Genomic DNA, 19185 nt, shown 5'->3' on the forward strand with positions numbered 1-19185 from the left:
TTAGAATTATGAACAGAAGACAGGCATTAAGAAACATAGGACTTGGAGCTGGGGCCATTATCGTAGGCCCAACTACCTTAAACCTTTTACAAAGCTGTAAAAATGATCCTACCTATAACTGGGAACCTACATTTTTAAGTGCATCTAATGGTTTTGCGTTAAAACAGATTTTAGAGGTAATTATTCCCAAAACTGAAACTCCCGGAGCCGAAGACCTAAATATTGCTGAATTTATAGATTCCTATATGCAAGAAGTAGCTTCTAAGGAAAGACAGGATAAATTCAAACAATCTGCAGATGCATTTTCAAGAGCATTTAAGAATGAATTTGATAAAGAAGAAGGAGAAGGAAGTCCTGAAGAATATGACCAAATGGTGGCCAAATACTTAAAGGCTACTCCTGCTGAAATGGATGAGATTGCGAAACGAAATACCGAAACTCAAGATCCACAGGATAGAGATCTAAAAGTTACTTTAGATGCAGATGCCGGTTCCCTGGCTTATTTACAGGAGGTACGCAATATGGGAATATGGGCATATAAAACCAGTGAAGAGATCGGTGAAAATGTAATGTGGTATGATCCGGTTCCCGGGGAGTATATTCCTTGCGGACCAGTAGATGAATTAGGTGGAGGTAAAGCTATGTCTCTTTAATCATTATTTAAAACTTAAATCGCATTACTGAATAATTAAGCCCTCACAGTTTCATTCTGTGAGGGTTTTTTGATTTTTAAAATCAGAGTTTAGCGTGTTTTTCTTTGTGTTCTTATTCGGCAATAGGAAGGTATATATCTGCCTGCCATTGCGATTCATCCCCTCCCATTTGAGGATTATTCTGAAAAACCTCCAGGATATTCTCAGTTTTCACTGCAATATTATTTTTTTCTGCATAATCTATTAGATGCATCCAGGCGTAATGGGAAAACATATAATTTCCGTAATAACTGGCTTTTAAGGTTTTTTCCGCAGGAATATTTTTAATCTTAATAATAGGATGTGCCGGATATGATCCCATTTTTACAATAGGAAAACAGAAATTAAAACTGATTTGTTTAGTGGTTTGATCCCATGAATCAATTAGTATTCTGGGCCTGCCGCGTGTTTCTAGTTCATTGTTCAGGATATAACCAGATAATATATCTATGGTTTTCATCATCTCAAAAGCTTTCTGCTCAACGCTGCTTTCAGCATCTATGCAAGCACAAATATTTTCAGGAGAAGAGGTTTTTCCTTTAATTTTTACAGAATATAGTTTGAGATTAGCATTGAGGGCTTCTTTAAAAAACTGTATTTCTTCTTTCATTTCCTGTTGGAAATCGTTTTGCCCTGTTAGCAATAAAAAGCGATCCTTAAAGGAATGGTTTTGATTCTTAACATTCACTTTTACCTTATGAATAGAATCATTCTTTTTGCTAATGATCCAGTTAAGGTCGTAGGACTCCTCACCTAATTTTGCGTTTTGTAATACTTTAGAAAAGTCAGCTCCAATCGTTGTGTTCTTAATCTCCAAATTATCAAAACGAGGGACATCCAGCCTATAGGCTATTTCGCCGGGTATTGCTTTAGTTTCAAAATGAATTGCATAATCTCTATCCTTAATTGCAAAATACCAGAGCAAAAAAAGTACAGGTATACCTATAAGGATGAACAGCCAATTTTTTTTTGACATTTACTTAGTAGGTGAGAGGTTGTAGGTTGAGGTCTTTTACGACGTGGTTGCCCAAATTTTTCCCTTGAACAAGGCCGTTTTCTATAGCAGCACGATAGTGTATACCGCCATACAATCTACTTACGGCAGCCTCGCTGGCGGCGTGAGAGAAAGATTTAAAAGATCTTACCGGTAAGCCATATTTTACTTCAGTATCGTCTTCAAAACTAAATTCTTCCCCAAAAATTTTAGTAAGCACTATGGAAGCTGCCCCTGATACAACAGAATGACCACTGGAATACTCCGGGAATGGAGGAGTTTGTAAAACAGGTTTCCAATTTTCATCTACGTATTTATTAATTAAAGTTTCTGGTCTTACCAGGTTGCTACTGTATTTTTCCTCCCAGCAACTTATAAATCCGTCAGCAAGTGCGATAGCTGTGGCCGTGTATGCGTAAGAACTCTGAGCGAAATCAAGATCGACTTTTTTTGAGGCTATTTTGCAAATACCCATCCAGTGGCCTCCGGGAGTTATCTTTTTTGTAGCAAACATTAGATGACCACGTTGAGTAGAAACATAAGGGTTGCAATCCCAGAATTGAGCAATTTTAACCTCTTCAGCTTCATCTCCCTCTTTCTCCATTTTTTTGTTTATTTCATAAACTTCAATAAGTTCATCATAGAATGCCGTGCCTTCTTCTAAAGAGAAATCGGGGTGAGGTGCTGGTTTAAATTGGGAAGCAGAATCCAGGGTAAAAGGTCTTATTTTTGGCCAGTGTGGCTCAATCCCATCCATATAGGAAGGCGGCGTAGGCTGCCAACGACCCGGGTCGTCACTATACACGGAGTATTTAGGCATAGTACGCGTTTCTTTATAATTATCTTTATCTATCCATTTAGAAAGATGTTGCGCAACTTCCAGCCCATAAGATTTCGAGGTATTGAATTCCTCCTCATTCGTTTTTTTCCAATTAGTGTAAAGACTGTCACGATAGGAAGTTAGGAATTCTTCAGAAAATATTAATTTTTTTCCTATCTCCATTTGGGCAACCAGTGCTGCAACTTTAAAATTTATTTTAGCTGTAGAATCGGCTTTTGGAATTGGTTGTAGTTCCTTAAAATTTGAAGTTAGATCAATTAAATCTTTGTTCTCCTGTCGTATAATTTGGTAGGCGGCCAGGTTGGAATAAGCGTATATTCGGCTGGCTACCGGAGGTGAAAAAATATCATGCACCATAATATCTGTGATCTTATCAACAGTTTGATGATAATTTTCAGCAGAAATCACAATAGGTTTTTCTTCCTTAGTACAGGAACTTAAAACAACAGTACAAATAATTATATAAAGAAATTTCCTCATTTAATCCTTTAATTTATAAAATTCTGGTTTACCGTTATTCAGACTTACCATAAGATAATTATTACCACTGAAAGACACAATATCAAGGCTTCTTACACTTTTTTGCGTCAAATTTAAACCAATCTCAACACCCTCCAGAATTTCGCCATTTTTCGTAATAATATTTCCTGCCAGGGCATCAAACCTGCCGTGATAAGGTGTTACTCCAAAATAATTCCCGGCAACTAATACTTCTTCCTGATTATCCTTATTAAAATCTGCTTTTAAAAATGCCAAAATAGGTGCAGTTTGCAACGCATTTTTAAACGCTTTAAAAGTAAACTTTCCATCCTGATTTAGCAAATATCCGGAAGCCATTGTGTGTACTTCCAGTAAGTTAGCTTTTTCTAAAGCCTCTTTTTCAAAAATATTTTCAATGGTTTTTCCGGCAAAATCCTTATAAGCTGGGAATTTCTTACGTAAATAGGAAAGTTGCCCAACCAATTCATCCAGCCCATTTGCAGGATAATACTTTTCATTTTTTGCATAAGCCACAATTGTTTCTGTACTTCCGTTATTGTCAAAATCTGAATAATACATTTTTAACGGAAACTCTGCTGAAGCAGGGAATTTGGTGTTCAGCCCCCAATTTCCTAGCAAATAATCCATTTGCCCGTCGTCATTTATATCAAACGGAACGATGCTTTGCCAAAGGCCGTTTAGTTTTTTATCCAGGATTTTTCCTGAAATATTCTCTAATTTCCCATTGCTATTTCTGAAAAATTGCGGTGACATCCATTCGCCAATTACAATAAGATCTTCCTGGCCATCTTGATCAAAATCGGTCCAAATGGCGTCAGTTACCATTCCTAAGTTTTCTAATTCTGGATTCTTCTGAATCTTAAAATTTCCGTCTTCATTTATAAGCAAATAGGAGGATGGAAGTTTTCCAAAATCGTTAGAAACTGCCGCTCCGCCTACAAAAACATCCAGGTCCCCATCGCCATCAATATCACTTAATTTCGCTACTGAAGTATTTTCGAAATATTCAGGCAATTCTTTAGCCGTAAGTTCTCCATTTTCAAAGGCATAAAGTCTATCCAGTAAAGCATCAGCCTCGCCATAGAATTCACCACCGCCTGAAGTAACAAAAAGTTCATTGCTGCTATCCTTGTTTAAATTCGCAATAACTGCCGAGGTGTTTTCGGTTTTTTCATCTGCCTTCAATAATTTTAGATCCTGCTTTATAAAGGAATTCTTCTGTTGAAAATAGATTTCTGCCGAGTCAAATTTTGAATTTCCGAAGTAAATATCATCCAAACCATCAGCGTTTAAATCTCCAACTGCAACCGCTGGGCCGCGATCGGAAATTTGATAAGGAATCAATTTTTGGCGATCAAAATCTGTGTACCTGTTTTCCCGGTGGTTGAAATTAATACCCGGTAAAGAATCTATTTTCTCAAACCAGGGCTTTGGAGCAGGAAAAAGTTTTTTATAGTTGATCTTTTCAAGATTCTGACCTGGACTTATTTCTAAATGCTGATTTAGAACAACTCCTGTTTGTTTCTGAAATGTATTGTCTGGCCAAATAATTAAGAGGGAATCTAATTTCTTATTCTTCTGAAATCCGAAATGAATAATAGGTTCTGAAGAAGATTGAAATCCCTTAGAATTATAGAGCTGACGGGTTTGCATTTTGCCATCCTGCCAGGCGATTGCTTTTGTGCCAATCCCGAATGTATTTTTATTTTTCAGCTTAAATGATAATTGTAAGTAAGCCGAAGTGGAATCAGATTGGTTTTCGTAAATACTCGCATTAGCATCAATATTATTACTCACAACATCCAAATCGCCGTCATTGTCTAGATCGGCATAAGCGATTCCCGTAGAGATCACAGAATCGCGCGTAATCCATTTGCCCGATTGATCTTTAAAATCAAGGTCTTCCGAACCTTTAAAGACATAATTGTGCACCTTTCCCGATGGCATCCTATCCAGGGCTTCGTTATCTACCAGGCGAGTATTATTTATTTTATTACGGATCTGGTTACTGGAAACATATTTAATATAATCCAAATCGTTAGGGCGTTTTGGAATCCCGGTTGCAATAAAAAGATCCTGAAATCCATCCTGATCAAAATCGGCGAACAGGGGAGCCCAACTCCAATCTGTTGCTGCTACGCCATTTAAAAGTCCGGTTTCCTGGAAATATTCACCGCGTTGGTTAATATGGAGCATATTCCTGGTATACTGGTTATGATATCCAAGTTCTTCGGTTTTTAGTTTATCCAGGTCTCTGGGATCGTCACCTACAGATGCTTTTAAAACTTTTTCATCTTCCGGAAGCATATCCAGCGTCATCATATCTATAAAACCATCATTATTCACATCGGCCGCATCATTTCCCATTGAAAACCGACTCACATGCCCAAATTTAGATTTTAGCGTTTCGGTAAAGGTACCGTCGCCGTTATTTAAATAATAATAGTCGTCTTCATGAAAATCATTACTTACATAAATATCCGTAAAGCCATCATTATTAAAATCAGCGGTAGCGAGGCCCAGCCCATAACCATTTGCACCTCCATAAATGCCGGCTTCTTCACTTATATCTGTAAATTTTCCGTCGTCATTTCTTAAAAGTTTATCTCCACTTTCTGCAATCCGCTTATTGCGAATATCAGCCGGGCCATAAGTATTTACAGTGTGTACGGCATGGTTTAGGAGATACATATCCAAATCGCCATCGTTATCAAAATCGAAAAAAGCAGCGGTAGAAGAATAATTCCTAAAATCTAACCCGAATTCTTCGGCTTTTTCAGTAAATGTACCATCACCGTTATTGATGAATAATTCGTTTTTTCCATTTAAACCGTTGATTCCAGAGACGGCGCATACATAAATATCCAGAAAACCATCGCCGTTAACATCAGCCATAACTACTCCGGTATTCCAGTCTGAATTTCCTGCCACGCCAGCCTTTTCTGTAATATCTTCAAACTGCATATTTCCCTTATTGAGAAAAAGCTTGTTTTTCACCTGGTTTCCGGTAAGGTAAATATCGGGTAGCCCATTGTTATCAATATCTCCAACGGCTACACCGCCGCCATTGTAGAAGTATAAATAATCTAAAATATTAAGCGCGTTGGTTTCCGTAAGCTCGTTGCTAAAATTTAAGCCTGTAGTTTCTGCCGGAAGTTTTTCAAAGAGAAAATCCTCAGGTGTTTTTTCTTTTTCACAGGAAGCGAAAAAGATCATTAAAATTATCAGGCTAAAGGGCTTTTTCATCGAACTTAAAGATTTTTGGTTCCTGATTATTTATGGCTACTAGAATTAAAATTTCTCCATTTTTATTTGAAATTTTCCTGATATACTTTACTTCGCCATCAATGGAGAATCCTGATTTTTCTGCTGGAATAATTTCCATAGCTCCGTTTTTACCAATTTTAAGCAGAAGACCTTTATTTGCGTCCAACCGGGAAAATTGGGGTTTTAAGTCAAAATCGTTTCCGGCAAGCAAGAAATAGTTATTTCCATTCTTAGTGGTTAAATGCTCTATCGCATGAATGCTGGAAAATTGTGCTTCTGCGGGGAGTTCTTTAAATTCATAATTTCCTTTAGAATCGCTTAAGGCCAAAAGACTATTAAATGTTGTTATTTCTTTTACGATGGAATTTTCAACAATTTCAGTAGAAAAGAGCTCTTGAATAGATTTTGTGGCATATTCTGAAAATTTTAAATTCTGCTTTTTTATTGCTGAAATTTGGCCGGCCAGTTCCCGTCTTAAATGAATTGGAACATCTTTGCCATCTATATTTCTGGTGAAAATTTGCTCTATAGTGCCATTATTGTCAAAATCGTTAATATAAACTTTAACCGGGTTTTCGGCTGAAGTTTGATAAAACGAGTTGGTCCCTCGATTTCCTAAAATAAAATCAGGGTTTTCATCTTTATTTATATCGAAAACCGAAAGAGCTGTCCAGGCTCCGGAAATTTCGTTCAGGTTATTTTCGTCAAGTTTAAAAGAATTTCCATTGTTTAGAAGAATTTTAGGTGCCATCCAGTCGCCGGTTAGCACGAGATCTTTTTTATCATCACTATTAGTATCGCTCCAGGAAGCATCGGTTATCATTCCCAGATCATTAAGAATATAAGCTTTCCCATCGGTTACATCTTTAAAACTTCCTTTTCCATCATTTTCTAATAATTGATGTTTTGGGTTAATTCCAAAAATTCCCGGAACGCTTCTGGTTCCTATAAATAGATCGGTATCGCCATCATCATCAAAATCGTGAGGCGCGATTACAGAAGTATTTTGTGCAGAATTAGGTAGTTGGTATTCTGAAGCCCTGAAATTTCCATTTCCCTGATTTATATAAATTATATTGCGAAATACTTCTTTATCTACGTTTGCTTCATTCCCACCAGAACCTACTATCAGGTCTGGTTTATTATCGCCATTTACATCAGCAAAAACAGCATAGGTGTCTTCAAAACTTGAATTTGAGCTAAAAACTTCAAGATTTTTTTCGCTGAAGTTTCCTGAATTATTCTGTAAATAAAGAACTCCTGCCTGGCTTTTTGCGCCTCCTAAGTATAAGTCTTCGTTACCATCTCCATTAACATCTGCCACAGCTAATGCAGGACCTTCCCGGGACAGCATTTTTGAGATGAGCCCTTCGTAATCGTAATCTATATAGTTATTCTCTGTGTGCGCTTTAAAGTTTGCCTTTACTTCAGAAAATATGGGTTTTATATTATTTTGCTGTGGCTTATAGGTTGAATTAGCTTCAGCCTGATTAAATTCTAAAGTGGTATTGATCTTAGGATTTTCAACGAGTTGTGTTGATCTATCTGGCCAGATAATTCTGAGGGAATCTATTTTTTTTGCTTTCCCCAGGCCAAATGTTAGGCTGTAATCTATTGAAGATTGAAAACCTCGAGTAGGAATTAATTCCTGAGAAATCACCTGATTATTGAGGTAGAGGAGTGCCTTGCTGCCAATAGCAAATGTGTTTTTGTCATTACCTCGGAGATTTAATTTTAAATAATTATTCCCCAATTTTTCTGTAGATCTATTTTTAAAAATAAAGATTTCCTGGTTTACATTGTTTACCACGAGGTCCAGATCGCCATCGTTATCCAGATCAGCATAAGCAGAGCCGTTAGAGAAGCTGGGTTCATTTAGGCCCCAATCTTTAGTTTTATTATCAAATGTTAGGTCTTGATTATTCTGAAAGGCATAATTAGGAATAGGATTGCTAGGCATTTCACTTAGAATGGAGTCAAATTCTTTTTTCTTACCGGTAAGGACCATTTCCTGAAGAATATCGTTGGCAAAGAAATCCATAAAATCCTGGTTAGTAAGGTCATGGTAGATACCATTGCTCACATAAATATCTTTGAAGCCGTCATTATCCATATCAAAAATTAGGGCACCCCAACTCCAGTCTGTTTGTGCAACACCACTTTGAAATGCGATTTCAGAGAACGAATTTTCCCCGGTATTGAGCTGTAGGGTGTTCTGCATAAACTGGTGATAAAAATCCCTGCTTTCTTTAAGTTTATAGATATCAAATCGCTCAAAATCTGTAGTTTCTTTAAGGCGTTTATCGCTTTCCGGAAGCATATCGGTCACAAATATTTCTGGGCGAGCATCGTTGTTAATGTCGGCCATATCTGCACCCATAGAAGAAAGACTAAGATGTGAAACCCGGTTTTTAATGTCTTCATTAAAAGTGCCATCGCCGTTATTTATATAAAGGTAATCCCGCTCATAAAAATCGTTAGAAATATAGAGGTCGGGTAATTGATCGTTGTTTACATCACCTACGGTAACTCCAAGTCCGAAACCTATTAAGCTTCCGTAAATTCCTGCTTCTTCACTAACATCGGTAAATTTCCCATCATCGTTGCGTAGTAATTTATCACCACCGCCTTTAAAGATCTCCGGTAGATCCCAGTCTTCACTTCTAAGATCTCGCTTGTTATTAAAACTAAGGCTGGAAACCGGGATAAAACTATTGTTGAGAATATATACATCAAGATCCCCGTCACCGTCATAATCAAAGAAAGCGGCGTGGGTGGTAAATCCGTTTTCATCTAAGTTATAGGAAGAGGCGTCTTCAGTAAAGGTTAGATCTCCGTTATTTATAAAAAGTTCATTTTTACGATCGGCCCCTTCGATATTTCCGGCATTGCTAACATAGATATCTAGAAGACCGTCGTGATTAATGTCTACAAGGCTTACACCGGTACTCCAATTTTTTGTTCCTGCTGTGCCTGAGCTTTCAGTAATATCTTCAAATTTAAAATCGCCTTTATTCAGGTAAAGTTTGTTTTTACCAAGATTTGAGGTTAGATAAATATCCGGGAGACCATCGTTATTGATGTCACCAATACCTACACCGGCTCCATTATAGAAATTTCGATACCTAAAGATGTTGAATTCTTTAGTATTGGTAATAGTATTTTCAAAATCTATTCCTGTTTCGTCAGATTTCATTTTAGTAAATAAAGCATCTTTATTTTCCTCTTTTTCTTGTAGTTCTTTTTCCTGCTTATCGTCTGAACAAGAAATAAAAATCAAGTTAATAAGAATTAAAATGAAAGTCGTAGAGGTAGGGAAGTGGAGGTTCAATTTCATTAAGCTAATGCAGGTTTTGATATGGGCTTTTACGCCTAGCAATTTAAGCAAATTTTAAGAAAAGTTTAGGTGTATAAAAAAGAAAAGAGACTAAAAATGCAATGCATTGATAGCCTCTTTTATAAAACTAATTCAAGTTATTAATAACCTTCGTTCTGTACTAAGTTAGGATTAGAAGTAAGTGCAACTGATGGAATAGGGAATAGGTTAACAAATTCGCCTTTGGCTTCTTTAAACTCCCAGGCTGTATTGAACTGGCCAAATCTAATAAGATCCTGCCTTCTCCACAATTCGATATACAATTCTCTACCTCTTTCATCCAACATATCCTGGTCGGTTAATGATCCTAAAGGAGAAGCCTGTCTTAGTTCTCTTAACTCATTAACCATATCAAGTGCTGATGCATCTGCACTTCCACCTCTCATTACGGCTTCTGCTTTCATAAGATGAGCATCGGCATACCTGAACAAAATCATGTGGCCGGCAAAAGCTCCATTTGATGGGTGATATTTTAAAACCCTTATCCCAGTACTTTCACTATTACCTAGCAAACCTGGCATTTCTTTGGTGAAAAATAGAGGGTTTCCTCCACGGTCTTCCGTTTCAGATCCATCCAGATTGTATTGTTGACCATACAGAAAACCAAGTCCGATATCTGATCCATCTACAAAACCATCGCCATCTTCATCCTTTCGTCCAGCGAAATAACCTTCAGAAGTTGTAGGAGATGTTCCTTCGAATGGCACATAACCTCTTCTTTCTTCCTGATTAGCGCCAGGATGATTATTATCATCATCTCCTTCAAATAGATCATAAAATTCCGCTAGAGTAGAGAATCCATTCCATCCACCTCCTGAATTATCTGGAGTAGTTTGGAAGTAATGAAGACCGTTCCACATTCTAGAACCTACACCGGTTTCTGTAAAAAATATAGTTTCAGAATCTACTGCTGGTGTAAAGAGTTCGAAGAAACCACTTTGTAAACCAAAACCTTCAGCGGCTATAGCATCAACGTGATTTATTACCTGGTTCATATCTTCAGTAGCGGCTGAACCGGTACCTGTATATATATGTTTATTGAGATACAATTTTGCCAGTAGGTAATGAGCCGCCGCTTTAGAAGCAAACTTAGCATCTGGTCCTGGTCCTGTACTTGGCAGGTCTGGCATAGCTTCGGTTAAATCCTGAAGAATAAAATCAAAAGCTTCTGATCTTTGCATAACACGAGGATTTACAGAAGGTCCTTCATCTACTTCTCTAAAAGGAACCTGGCCATATAAGTCCATTACCCAATACATACTAAAAGCGCGAAGAAATTTTGCTTCGGCTAATTGCTGAGGATTTGCATTACTTTCTGGAGCAATAATCTCAGATAAGTTAAATACATTCCGGTTATTATTGTTCCAGGTGTTAAGTACAAACTGGTGGTTTGCATCCCAGGTATGCTGGTGCAAAGTTCTCCAAAGTCCATTGTCACCCCAGTCGGTTCCTCTTGTAGGTACCAACATTTCATCAGAAGAAACTTCCTGTAATGCAAAAAGGTTTTCCTGGGTATCTAGTTGGCCTCGCAAGTTATTGTAGTTGTTAACCAGAGCAGAGGATACATCTCCTACTCCAGAAAATCCTTCTCCCGTATCTTCACGAAAGATAGAATCTGTTTCCTCGAGTTCCAGGTCTGTACATGCTGATACTCCCAGCAGTACTCCCAGAACAATCGTGGATTTCATTAAATTAATTTTCATAATAATTTTTTATTTAGAATGATACATTTAAACCTAAGGTCACAGTTGTAGCCCTTGGATAAGTGGTGTATTCAATACCTGCGGTAGGAATACCATTTAAGGATTTATCTGTGTTCACTTCTGGATCTAAACCACTATAATCTGTGATAAGAAATAAATTTTGTCCCGTTGCACTTATTCTTAAAGATTTAAGGAAACTATCTTCATTTATATCAAAATTATATCCTAAAGTAGCATTTTGTAATCTCAAGAAATCTCCTTTTTCAAGGAAACGTGTTGAAACATCTGGTGCGTTATTAGCAGCCTCACCATTACCAATTACATTACGGGTAACGTTTGATCCTGAATTAAGAGCTCCTGCAGTAAAGAAAGCGTTCTCTGTGTTATTGTACACATAAAAACCAAACTGTCCTGTTAAGAAAGTAGAAAGATCCCAGTTCTTGTACTCAACTCTGGTAGAAATACCAAGGTTGGTTGTTGGTAAAGCACTTTTTCCGGTAAAGGTTTGCACATCTCCATTAGGATAAATTGTTTGTCCGTTCTCATCAAAACCACCAAACTCACGTAGGTAATAAGAGAAAAGAGGTTGTCCTCCTGCTAATAGTTGAGCATAAGCATTTGTTAAACCCTGGCCGTTAATTCCACCGGTTTGTACGCTACCATCAAAATCTTCGACCATGTTGTCGTTATAAGAAATGTTGAAACCTAAATTCCAATAAAAATCTTCGTCGTTAAACAGGTCGTAATCAAGACTAAACTCAATACCTTTATTTACTACGTTAGCATCTAGATTCTCCCAAACAAAATCTTGTGCTGCAGGTTGTGCAGAAAAGGTTTGGAAAAGAAGATCTGTAGTCTCTTTATAATATACATCAAGCGAACCACTTAAGCGGTCTTGCATAAAGCCAAAATCAAGACCTATGTTAGTTTGAGAAGTTGTTTCCCATTGAAGGTCTTCATTTCTAAAGGTAACTTGTCCTGTTCCTGGAATGTTTACAATTCCGTTATCACCTACACCAACACCTCCAAATCTTTCACGAGAAGTGTAAAGGTTGTAAGGAATTTCCTGGTTTCCTGTAACTCCATATCCTAATCTTAGTTTTAAGGTTGAAAACGTGTCAGGTATAAAATCTTCTTCAGCCATTTGCCATGCGAAAGCACCAGATGGGAAGAAACCATATTTATTATTTCCACCAAATCTTGTAGAACCATCGGCTCTTAAAGTAGCAGTGAATAAATATTTTTCTGCTACGCTATAATTTAATCTACCAAAGAAAGACTGAAGTTCGTCTACTGTGTAGAAAGTATCGCCTGCAAGAGCGGCAACATTTACTCCAGATGGAGCATCAGGTCTATCGGTTGCTATTTCAGGAAAAAGGCGGTTAACAAATAAACCGTTTTCATCAAAACCATATTGTTGGTAAGATCCCTGAATAGAATTCTCAATAGCATCTCTGCTGCTTTGCAAGTCGTTGATCATTGCTCCCATGTTCATATCCTGGAATCCCCAGCCACCAACATCGGTTCCGCGGCGTTCAAACTCCTGATAAGAATATCCTACTAAAGCATCGAACTTAGAGTTTTCAAAGTCTTTATCATAGTTTACAGTGAATTCAAAAAGTGTATTGGTACTTTCAATCTCATTAATTTGAGATCTACCGTTACCGGGTACAGCGCTTTGAATGCCCTGGATATCTCCAGAAATTGCAAAACCTCTATAAGATTCAGCCTTATCGTAACCTACATTTGCCTTAGCCGATAAGTTTTCCATGATATCATATTCTGCAGATGCATTTAAAATAAACCTATCGGTTTCAGTTTCATCTTCAGTATATTTTAATAGGGACGTAGGAATAATTTGTCCCGTGAAATCTTCGGGTGCTGGGTCTGGATTTGCAGGTAATGTAGGATTAGCTCTGTATGCAGCTCCCAGTAAATCTCCCTGGAATCCGGCATTGTTTGAAATAGGAGCTCGCTTATCATTTACTCGCGATATACCAGTTTGTAAGGTTAAATTTAATTTATCATCAAATAATCGATGATTAATATTTAATCTACCTGAAAGTCTTTCCATTTCTGAATTCTCTACAATCCCCATAAGATCAGAATATCCTAAAGAAACTCGATAATTTCCCTGCTGGTAAGAATTTGAATAAGAAAGGTTGTGTTCCTGGGTAAATGCAGTTCTGGTGATTTCATCCTGCCAGTCTGTATCTGCTCCTTCATCAACAGAATTAACATCTCCACCAATTGCGCCGTAAGCTTCAAGCCATTCTTCGCGATCAAGTAAATCATATCTGTTTGCTGGTGTAGCAATTCCAAGGTTTGTGCTGTAATCAATACGGCTTTGCGAACCTCTACCAGATTTGGTAGTAATAATAACCACCCCGTTCGCACCACGTGAACCGTAGATTGCAGTTGCAGAAGCATCTTTTAACACACTCATGCTTTCAATATCCTGAGGGTTAAGAAAGTTAAGCGGGTTTTTAGGGGAGCTATCTCCAAAACCAGCATTAGAACCACCGGCGGCCACGTTAGTACCAGATAATGGCACTCCATCTACTACAAATAAAGGATCATTTCCACCTCGTACAGAAGTTGTACCTCTAATCCGGATGTTTACTCCGGCTCCTGGTTCTCCACTAGTTGTAGTTACTTGTAAACCTGCGGTTCTACCCTGAATCAATTCTTCAGGTGAAGCAACAACTCCACGGTTAAAATCCTCTGCGGAAACAGTCGCAACTGCACCCGTGGCATCCCGTTTTTGTACATTTCCATAACCAATAACTACAACCTCACTCAACGCAGCGGCATCTTCTGCCATTGTTGCATCAATTGTTGTTCTTCCGTTTACCGGAATTTCTTGCTGGGCATAGCCTACAAAGCTAAATACCAATACCCCATCTGTTGGAACATTGTTTAAGGAATAGTTACCGTCAAAATCTGTAACGGTACCATTAGAAGTTCCTTTAACAACAACGTTCACTCCTGGCAGAGGCATTTCCCCATCGGTTACTGTTCCCGTTACTGTTTCCTGCGCCTGGGTAAATCCAAAGCAGAAAATAGCACTTAGAAACAAACCGATTTTGAGTAATCCATGTTTCATAAATTTAATTTTACAGTTGATTAATTAAACCATTAAGTTGAAGTCCTAAATTAGTAAAAAATTATGCTAATTATAAACAGCATATTAAGCGCAAACGTTTTCGCATTTATAAAAGCCTTAACATCGACTGTTAAAATTCAACTTTTCGATAAGATAATATTTATATTAATAAATTCTTACAGGGAATTAAGGTACTGAAATTCAGTGACATAATTAATTAATAAATGCCTTGTATCTTATGAATTACGTATTTTTCAGATTTTGTTAATAAATATTTAACTTAAGGTTGTTTTGATGTCATTATTGGTAGTTTTTTGGGAGAAATTTTGACAGAAATCTCTTCTTTTTCTCCAAGATACTCTCCGTCAATCTGGAAAGCAACCGGCTTTTTACAGAAAACCTTAGCTTCTTTAACAGGAATTATCTCCACAAATTCAGAGTTCACGTCGGTTTCGTTACGAAGAGTTTTTAGAATCTCCAGCGTATCAAAATTTTTAAATAAAAGGATTTCAAAAATTCCGTCATCAATTTTTCCTTTAGGATTTACATTAGCGCCGGTTCCATATTTTTTAGCGTTGGCAAAGGCCAAAAGAATTCCCTGTTTATTAAAACTTCTATTTTCCAGTCTAACTTCAAACTCAAAAGGATATTTGCTATACCAAAGTGTAGGGATAGACTGAAGAAGATATCCCATTTTTCCTCTAATCCTGGAATGTTCGTAGTTTTTAATTAATTCGGCATTTAGCCCAAGGTCCCCAATGTGCAAACAAAGCTCACCATTTATTTCCAGCATATCCATTAGCGTTATAGAATTACCAAGGGCAATGTTTATTTGTTCCTTTAGATTTTTCGGGATTCCTAAATTAATCGCAAGCCCGTTTGCTGAACCAGCCGGTATTATAGCAATTGGAATTTTATTATTTATTAATGCTTCGGCAACCAGTTTTATAGTTCCATCCCCACCGGCTATTAAAATGCGATCAAAAGCACGCTCATCAACCAGATTTTGAATTTTTTTCCGATCATTCTCACCCGTAGTTCTGTAGGTAGTTAACTCGGCATTAATCTTTCTTACCTCTGCTTCAACGTTTTGAATGATATTTTCTTTATTAATATCTCCCGAAATGGGATTTACAATAAGTAAAACCTTCTGTATTTCTTTCATATAGCTTCAAAATGTTCTTAAATTTAATTATTTTGGGATAAGAAAAATTCAATAAAAATCTAAAATTTTGAAATTAGATCTAAAACTTTATCGTGGTTATGTTAATGACCAGGAACTTAATGTATACGGGCATTTGTTTAAATCCTGGGCGCCAGATAAATATAGAATGGATAGAAGCGGACTTAAACATGCTGTGGCCATTATTCACATGTTTCGCATTAGTCCATTAAAAAACAGGGAAATCACGTTAAAGTTTAAAAACATTGAGGTTACGACTAAAACTTTAGATGATGGTTATTTTAGGTTTTCCATTCCTTTTTCTGAAGAATTAAAAAGTGGTTGGCACGAATATGAAGTGAGTTGCAAAATTAAAGATTTTGGAATGATAGAAAAGGGTGAATTCTTAAAGCCACATCCTTCTAAATACGGAATCATTTCAGATATTGACGATACATTTTTAATTTCCCACAGCAACAGCGTTTTTAAAAAACTTTACGTGATGCTCTCTAAAAACATCAACAAACGTAAGGCATTTGACGATGTAGTAGAACATTATAAACATCTAAGCCGCGCCGGGCAGGATTCTGAACATGCTTCAAACAGCTTTTTCTATGTTTCCAGTAGCGAATGGAATTTATACGAGTTTATTAACGAATTTGCTAAAATGCATGAGTTACCAAAAGCGGTAATAAAACTTAAAAAAATTAAAACTAGAATTTCAGATTTTCTCTTTACCGGTCGTGGAAGCCACGATCATAAATTTGAAAAGATTAAAGATATAATTTCGTTCTACCCAAATATCCCTTATGTACTAATTGGAGACGATTCCCAAAAAGACGCCGATATTTACGAACGCATCTGCAAGATTTTTCCGAAGAGTTTAAAAGCGGTTTATATAAGGCAAACGGGTAAAAAGAAAAAATCTGAAATAACTACAATTCTAAAAAACATTGAAAGTCTTGGCGTTAGCATTTGTTACTTCAAACATAGCCATAAGGCCATAGAACATTCACGTGAAGAAGGGATTATTTAAGATTTCTGAACCCTATATTTACTGAAATTTAAGTCGAAGAATTACTTAACCTGAAACCCCATTATTTGAAAGTACAGGACTATATACAATCCCGCGCGCAATTATCCGCCAAAAGCATACAAAATACTATCGCACTTCTAGAGGCCGATGCTACAATTCCTTTTATTTCCCGATACCGAAAAGAAGCTACAGGAAATTTAGATGAAGTTGCTGTGGAAAAGATTGCGCAATTGCTTACAACTTTTAATGAACTGGAAAAGCGGAAAGCTGCAGTTCTTAAATCAATAAAGGAGCAGGATGCATTGACCGATGTTTTAGTTGAAAAAATTGAAAAAGCCACAACTTTAACCGAAGTTGAGGATCTTTATTTACCCTATAAAAAGAAGCGAAAAACAAAAGCAGATACAGCACGTGAAGCCGGGTTAGAGCCACTTGCTAAAATTTTGATGGCACAAAACGCTCAAAATATCGAGCAATCTGCCAAGCAATTTCTTTCTGAAAAAGTAAAAACCAGGGCTGAAGCTTTTACCGGCGCAGGCCATATTATTGCTGAATGGATAAATGAGAACACTTACGTTAGAAATTCGCTAAGAAGATTATATACTCGTAAAGCGCAATTAAGTACAAAGTGGGTAAAAACTGAAGAGGAACATCCTGAAGCTTCAAAATTCACTCAGTTCGAAAAATGGGAAGAGTCGCTAAATAGAATTCCTTCGCATAGATTTCTGGCAATTCACCGTGCCGAAAAACTAGGGATTATAAAAGTGAAGCTGGAAGTTGATAAAAATGAAGCATTACAGCTTATTGAAAAATCAGTAATTAAGAATCCGGGTTTTTCCGGAATAAAATATATAAAAATCTCTATTGAAGATGCCTTTACCAGGTTGTTAAAGAAATCATTTGCCACCGAATTCCTAGGGGAAGCTAAAGAAAAAGCTGATGAAGATGCAATCGCGGTTTTTGCTTCTAACCTGGAGCAATTGTTAATGGAAGCGCCATTAGGCAGTAAACGTATTCTTGCCATAGACCCGGGTTTTAAATCTGGCTGTAAAATGGTTTGCTTAGATGAACAGGGAAACCTTTTGTATAACGAAGCCATATTTCCTCACCCACCACAGCGGAAGACAGAGGCGGCTTCAGCAAAAATTAAAAGTCTGGTAAACGCTTATAAAATTGAAGCCATTGCAATAGGAAACGGAACTGCTGCCAGGGAAACGGAAGAATTCATTAAGAAAGTGTATTTGCCAAAAGAAGTTTCGGTTTTTACGGTTAATGAAGCTGGTGCATCGGTATATTCGGCCTCTAAGATTGCCAGGGAAGAGTTTCCTAATTATGATGTCACTGTGCGTGGAGCTGTTTCCATAGGACGAAGATTAAGTGATCCTCTTGCAGAATTGGTAAAAATAGATCCTAAATCTATAGGAGTAGGGCAGTACCAACACGAAGTAGACCAGGTTAAATTAAAGGAAAAGTTAGATGTGGTGGTCATGAGATGTGTGAATAAAATTGGGGTTAACCTAAATACCGCGAGTAAGGAATTACTTTCTTATGTTTCCGGAATAGGTCCGGGATTAGCACAAAATATTTTAGATTATAGAAAAGAAAATGAACGATTTATAAGCCGAAAAGAATTGCTGAAAGTGTCAAGACTTGGGGCCAAGGCTTTTGAGCAATCTGCCGGGTTTTTAAGAATTAGAAATGCTGAAAACCCTTTAGATAATTCTGCTGTTCATCCTGAAAGTTATTTTATAGTCGAAAAAATGGCTAAAAATAATGGCCTAAAACCCGAAGCGCTTATTGGGAACAAACAAATTCTGGAGAAAATTAATCCTGAAGATTATATATCTGGAGATTTAGGTTTACCCAGTTTAAAAGATATTCTGGAAGAATTAAAAAAGCCGGGTGCCGATCCCAGGGCGAAGAAAAAGCCTTTTAATTTTGATCCTTCCGTAAAAAGCATAGCCGATCTTAAACCGGGGATGAAACTACCGGGTATAGTAAACAACATAACCAATTTTGGCTGTTTTGTGGATATAGGAATTAAAGAAAGCGGACTTATACATATCTCTAAACTCGCCAATGAATTTGTGAGCGATGTAAATACCGTGGTAAAATTAAACCAGGAACTGGAAGTTACTGTCCTCTCGGTAGACGAAGAGAAAAAGCGTGTTCAGCTGAGGGTGTAAAATAAACTCTGTCTGAATAGAATTATTTATTAATTTCAATCAGACAGAATTATGACAACAAAAGAACAACAGGAATTCGAGAAAAAGGTGCTTGACCAGTTTATGTCAGGCAAAAGCCTTTTTGGTGCAGACGGAGCCTTTGCACCGATGCTAAAGAACGTAATTGAGAAAGCCCTTCAGGCAGAAATGGACTCCCATCTGGATAGTGATGAGCGTGCCAAGGGGAATAAGCGTAATGGCAAAGGAAAGAAAAAGCTTAAAAGTGGCTTTGGTTCCTTTGATATTGAGACCCCTGAAGATCGTCAAAGCAGTTTTGAACCG

The 19185-nt window shown here is 37.2% G+C and carries 11 protein-coding genes; 4 read left to right on the plus strand and 7 right to left on the minus strand.

Annotated features, from left to right (window positions below):
* Positions 1-8 precede the first annotated feature (8 nt).
* Complete coding sequence (locus tag B5440_RS04880; protein ID WP_070055217.1) at positions 9-653, plus strand: gluconate 2-dehydrogenase subunit 3 family protein; 645 nt, start codon at positions 9-11, stop codon at positions 651-653.
* A gap of 112 nt (positions 654-765) precedes the next feature.
* On the opposite strand, the gene B5440_RS04885 is transcribed toward B5440_RS04880, so the two are convergent.
* The 7 genes from B5440_RS04885 to B5440_RS04915 form a co-directional block, all read right to left on the minus strand.
* Positions 766-1668 (minus strand): GyrI-like domain-containing protein, encoded by a 903-nt coding sequence (locus B5440_RS04885; protein ID WP_070055218.1) that lies wholly within the window; start codon positions 1666-1668, stop codon positions 766-768.
* A 4-nt stretch (positions 1669-1672) separates the two neighbouring features.
* On the minus strand, positions 1673-3007 hold the full coding sequence (locus B5440_RS04890) for a vanadium-dependent haloperoxidase (RefSeq protein ID WP_070055219.1): 1335 nt from the start codon (positions 3005-3007) through the stop codon (positions 1673-1675).
* Positions 3008-6274 (minus strand): VCBS repeat-containing protein, encoded by a 3267-nt coding sequence (locus B5440_RS04895; RefSeq protein ID WP_070055220.1) that lies wholly within the window; start codon positions 6272-6274, stop codon positions 3008-3010. It abuts the gene before it with no gap.
* Positions 6258-9632, minus strand: coding sequence for a VCBS repeat-containing protein (locus tag B5440_RS04900; RefSeq protein ID WP_070055234.1), 3375 nt, complete (start codon positions 9630-9632; stop codon positions 6258-6260). The genes B5440_RS04895 and B5440_RS04900 overlap by 17 nt, the downstream gene beginning before the upstream one ends.
* Positions 9633-9772: 140 nt before the next feature.
* On the minus strand, positions 9773-11359 hold the full coding sequence (locus B5440_RS04905; protein WP_079711077.1) for a RagB/SusD family nutrient uptake outer membrane protein: 1587 nt from the start codon (positions 11357-11359) through the stop codon (positions 9773-9775).
* 28 nt (positions 11360-11387) lie between these two features.
* Positions 11388-14480: a SusC/RagA family TonB-linked outer membrane protein gene (locus B5440_RS04910; protein ID WP_070055222.1), complete on the minus strand. Its 3093-nt coding sequence runs from the start codon at positions 14478-14480 to the stop codon at positions 11388-11390.
* A gap of 280 nt (positions 14481-14760) precedes the next feature.
* Positions 14761-15645, minus strand: a complete 885-nt coding sequence (locus tag B5440_RS04915) for a diacylglycerol/lipid kinase family protein (RefSeq protein ID WP_070055223.1) — start codon at positions 15643-15645, stop codon at positions 14761-14763.
* A 67-nt stretch (positions 15646-15712) separates the two neighbouring features.
* Here B5440_RS04915 and B5440_RS04920 point away from each other — a divergent pair, with 67 nt between their 5' ends.
* The 3 genes from B5440_RS04920 to B5440_RS04930 form a co-directional block, all read left to right on the plus strand.
* Entirely contained in the window at positions 15713-16678 is a 966-nt protein-coding gene (locus tag B5440_RS04920) for an App1 family protein (protein ID WP_070055224.1), read from the plus strand.
* Positions 16679-16743: 65 nt separating this feature from the next.
* Entirely contained in the window at positions 16744-18864 is a 2121-nt protein-coding gene (locus B5440_RS04925; RefSeq protein ID WP_079711074.1) for a Tex family protein, read from the plus strand.
* 51 nt (positions 18865-18915) lie between these two features.
* Positions 18916-19185 (plus strand): transposase (locus B5440_RS04930; protein WP_079711075.1); only part of this gene is annotated, 270 nt, incomplete at its 3' end.

The organism is Salegentibacter salarius, assembly GCF_900168265.1.
In the GTDB taxonomy this organism is placed as follows: Bacteria; Bacteroidota; Bacteroidia; order Flavobacteriales; family Flavobacteriaceae; genus Salegentibacter; species Salegentibacter salarius.

Bases quoted from the DNA above. Each gene is read 5' to 3' on its own strand.
- B5440_RS04885 (WP_070055218.1), bottom strand. From the start codon at position 1,668: ATGTCAAAAAAAAATTGGCTGTTCATCCTTATAGGTATACCTGTACTT.
- B5440_RS04905 (WP_079711077.1), bottom strand. From the start codon at position 11,359: ATGAAATCCACGATTGTTCTGGGAGTACTGCTGGGAGTATCAGCATGT.
- B5440_RS04910 (WP_070055222.1), bottom strand. From the start codon at position 14,480: ATGAAACATGGATTACTCAAAATCGGTTTGTTTCTAAGTGCTATTTTC.
- B5440_RS04915 (WP_070055223.1), bottom strand. From the start codon at position 15,645: ATGAAAGAAATACAGAAGGTTTTACTTATTGTAAATCCCATTTCGGGA.
- B5440_RS04890 (WP_070055219.1), bottom strand. From the start codon at position 3,007: ATGAGGAAATTTCTTTATATAATTATTTGTACTGTTGTTTTAAGTTCC.
- B5440_RS04900 (WP_070055234.1), bottom strand. From the start codon at position 9,632: ATGAAATTGAACCTCCACTTCCCTACCTCTACGACTTTCATTTTAATT.
- B5440_RS04880 (WP_070055217.1), top strand. From the start codon at position 9: ATGAACAGAAGACAGGCATTAAGAAACATAGGACTTGGAGCTGGGGCC.
- B5440_RS04895 (WP_070055220.1), bottom strand. From the start codon at position 6,274: ATGAAAAAGCCCTTTAGCCTGATAATTTTAATGATCTTTTTCGCTTCC.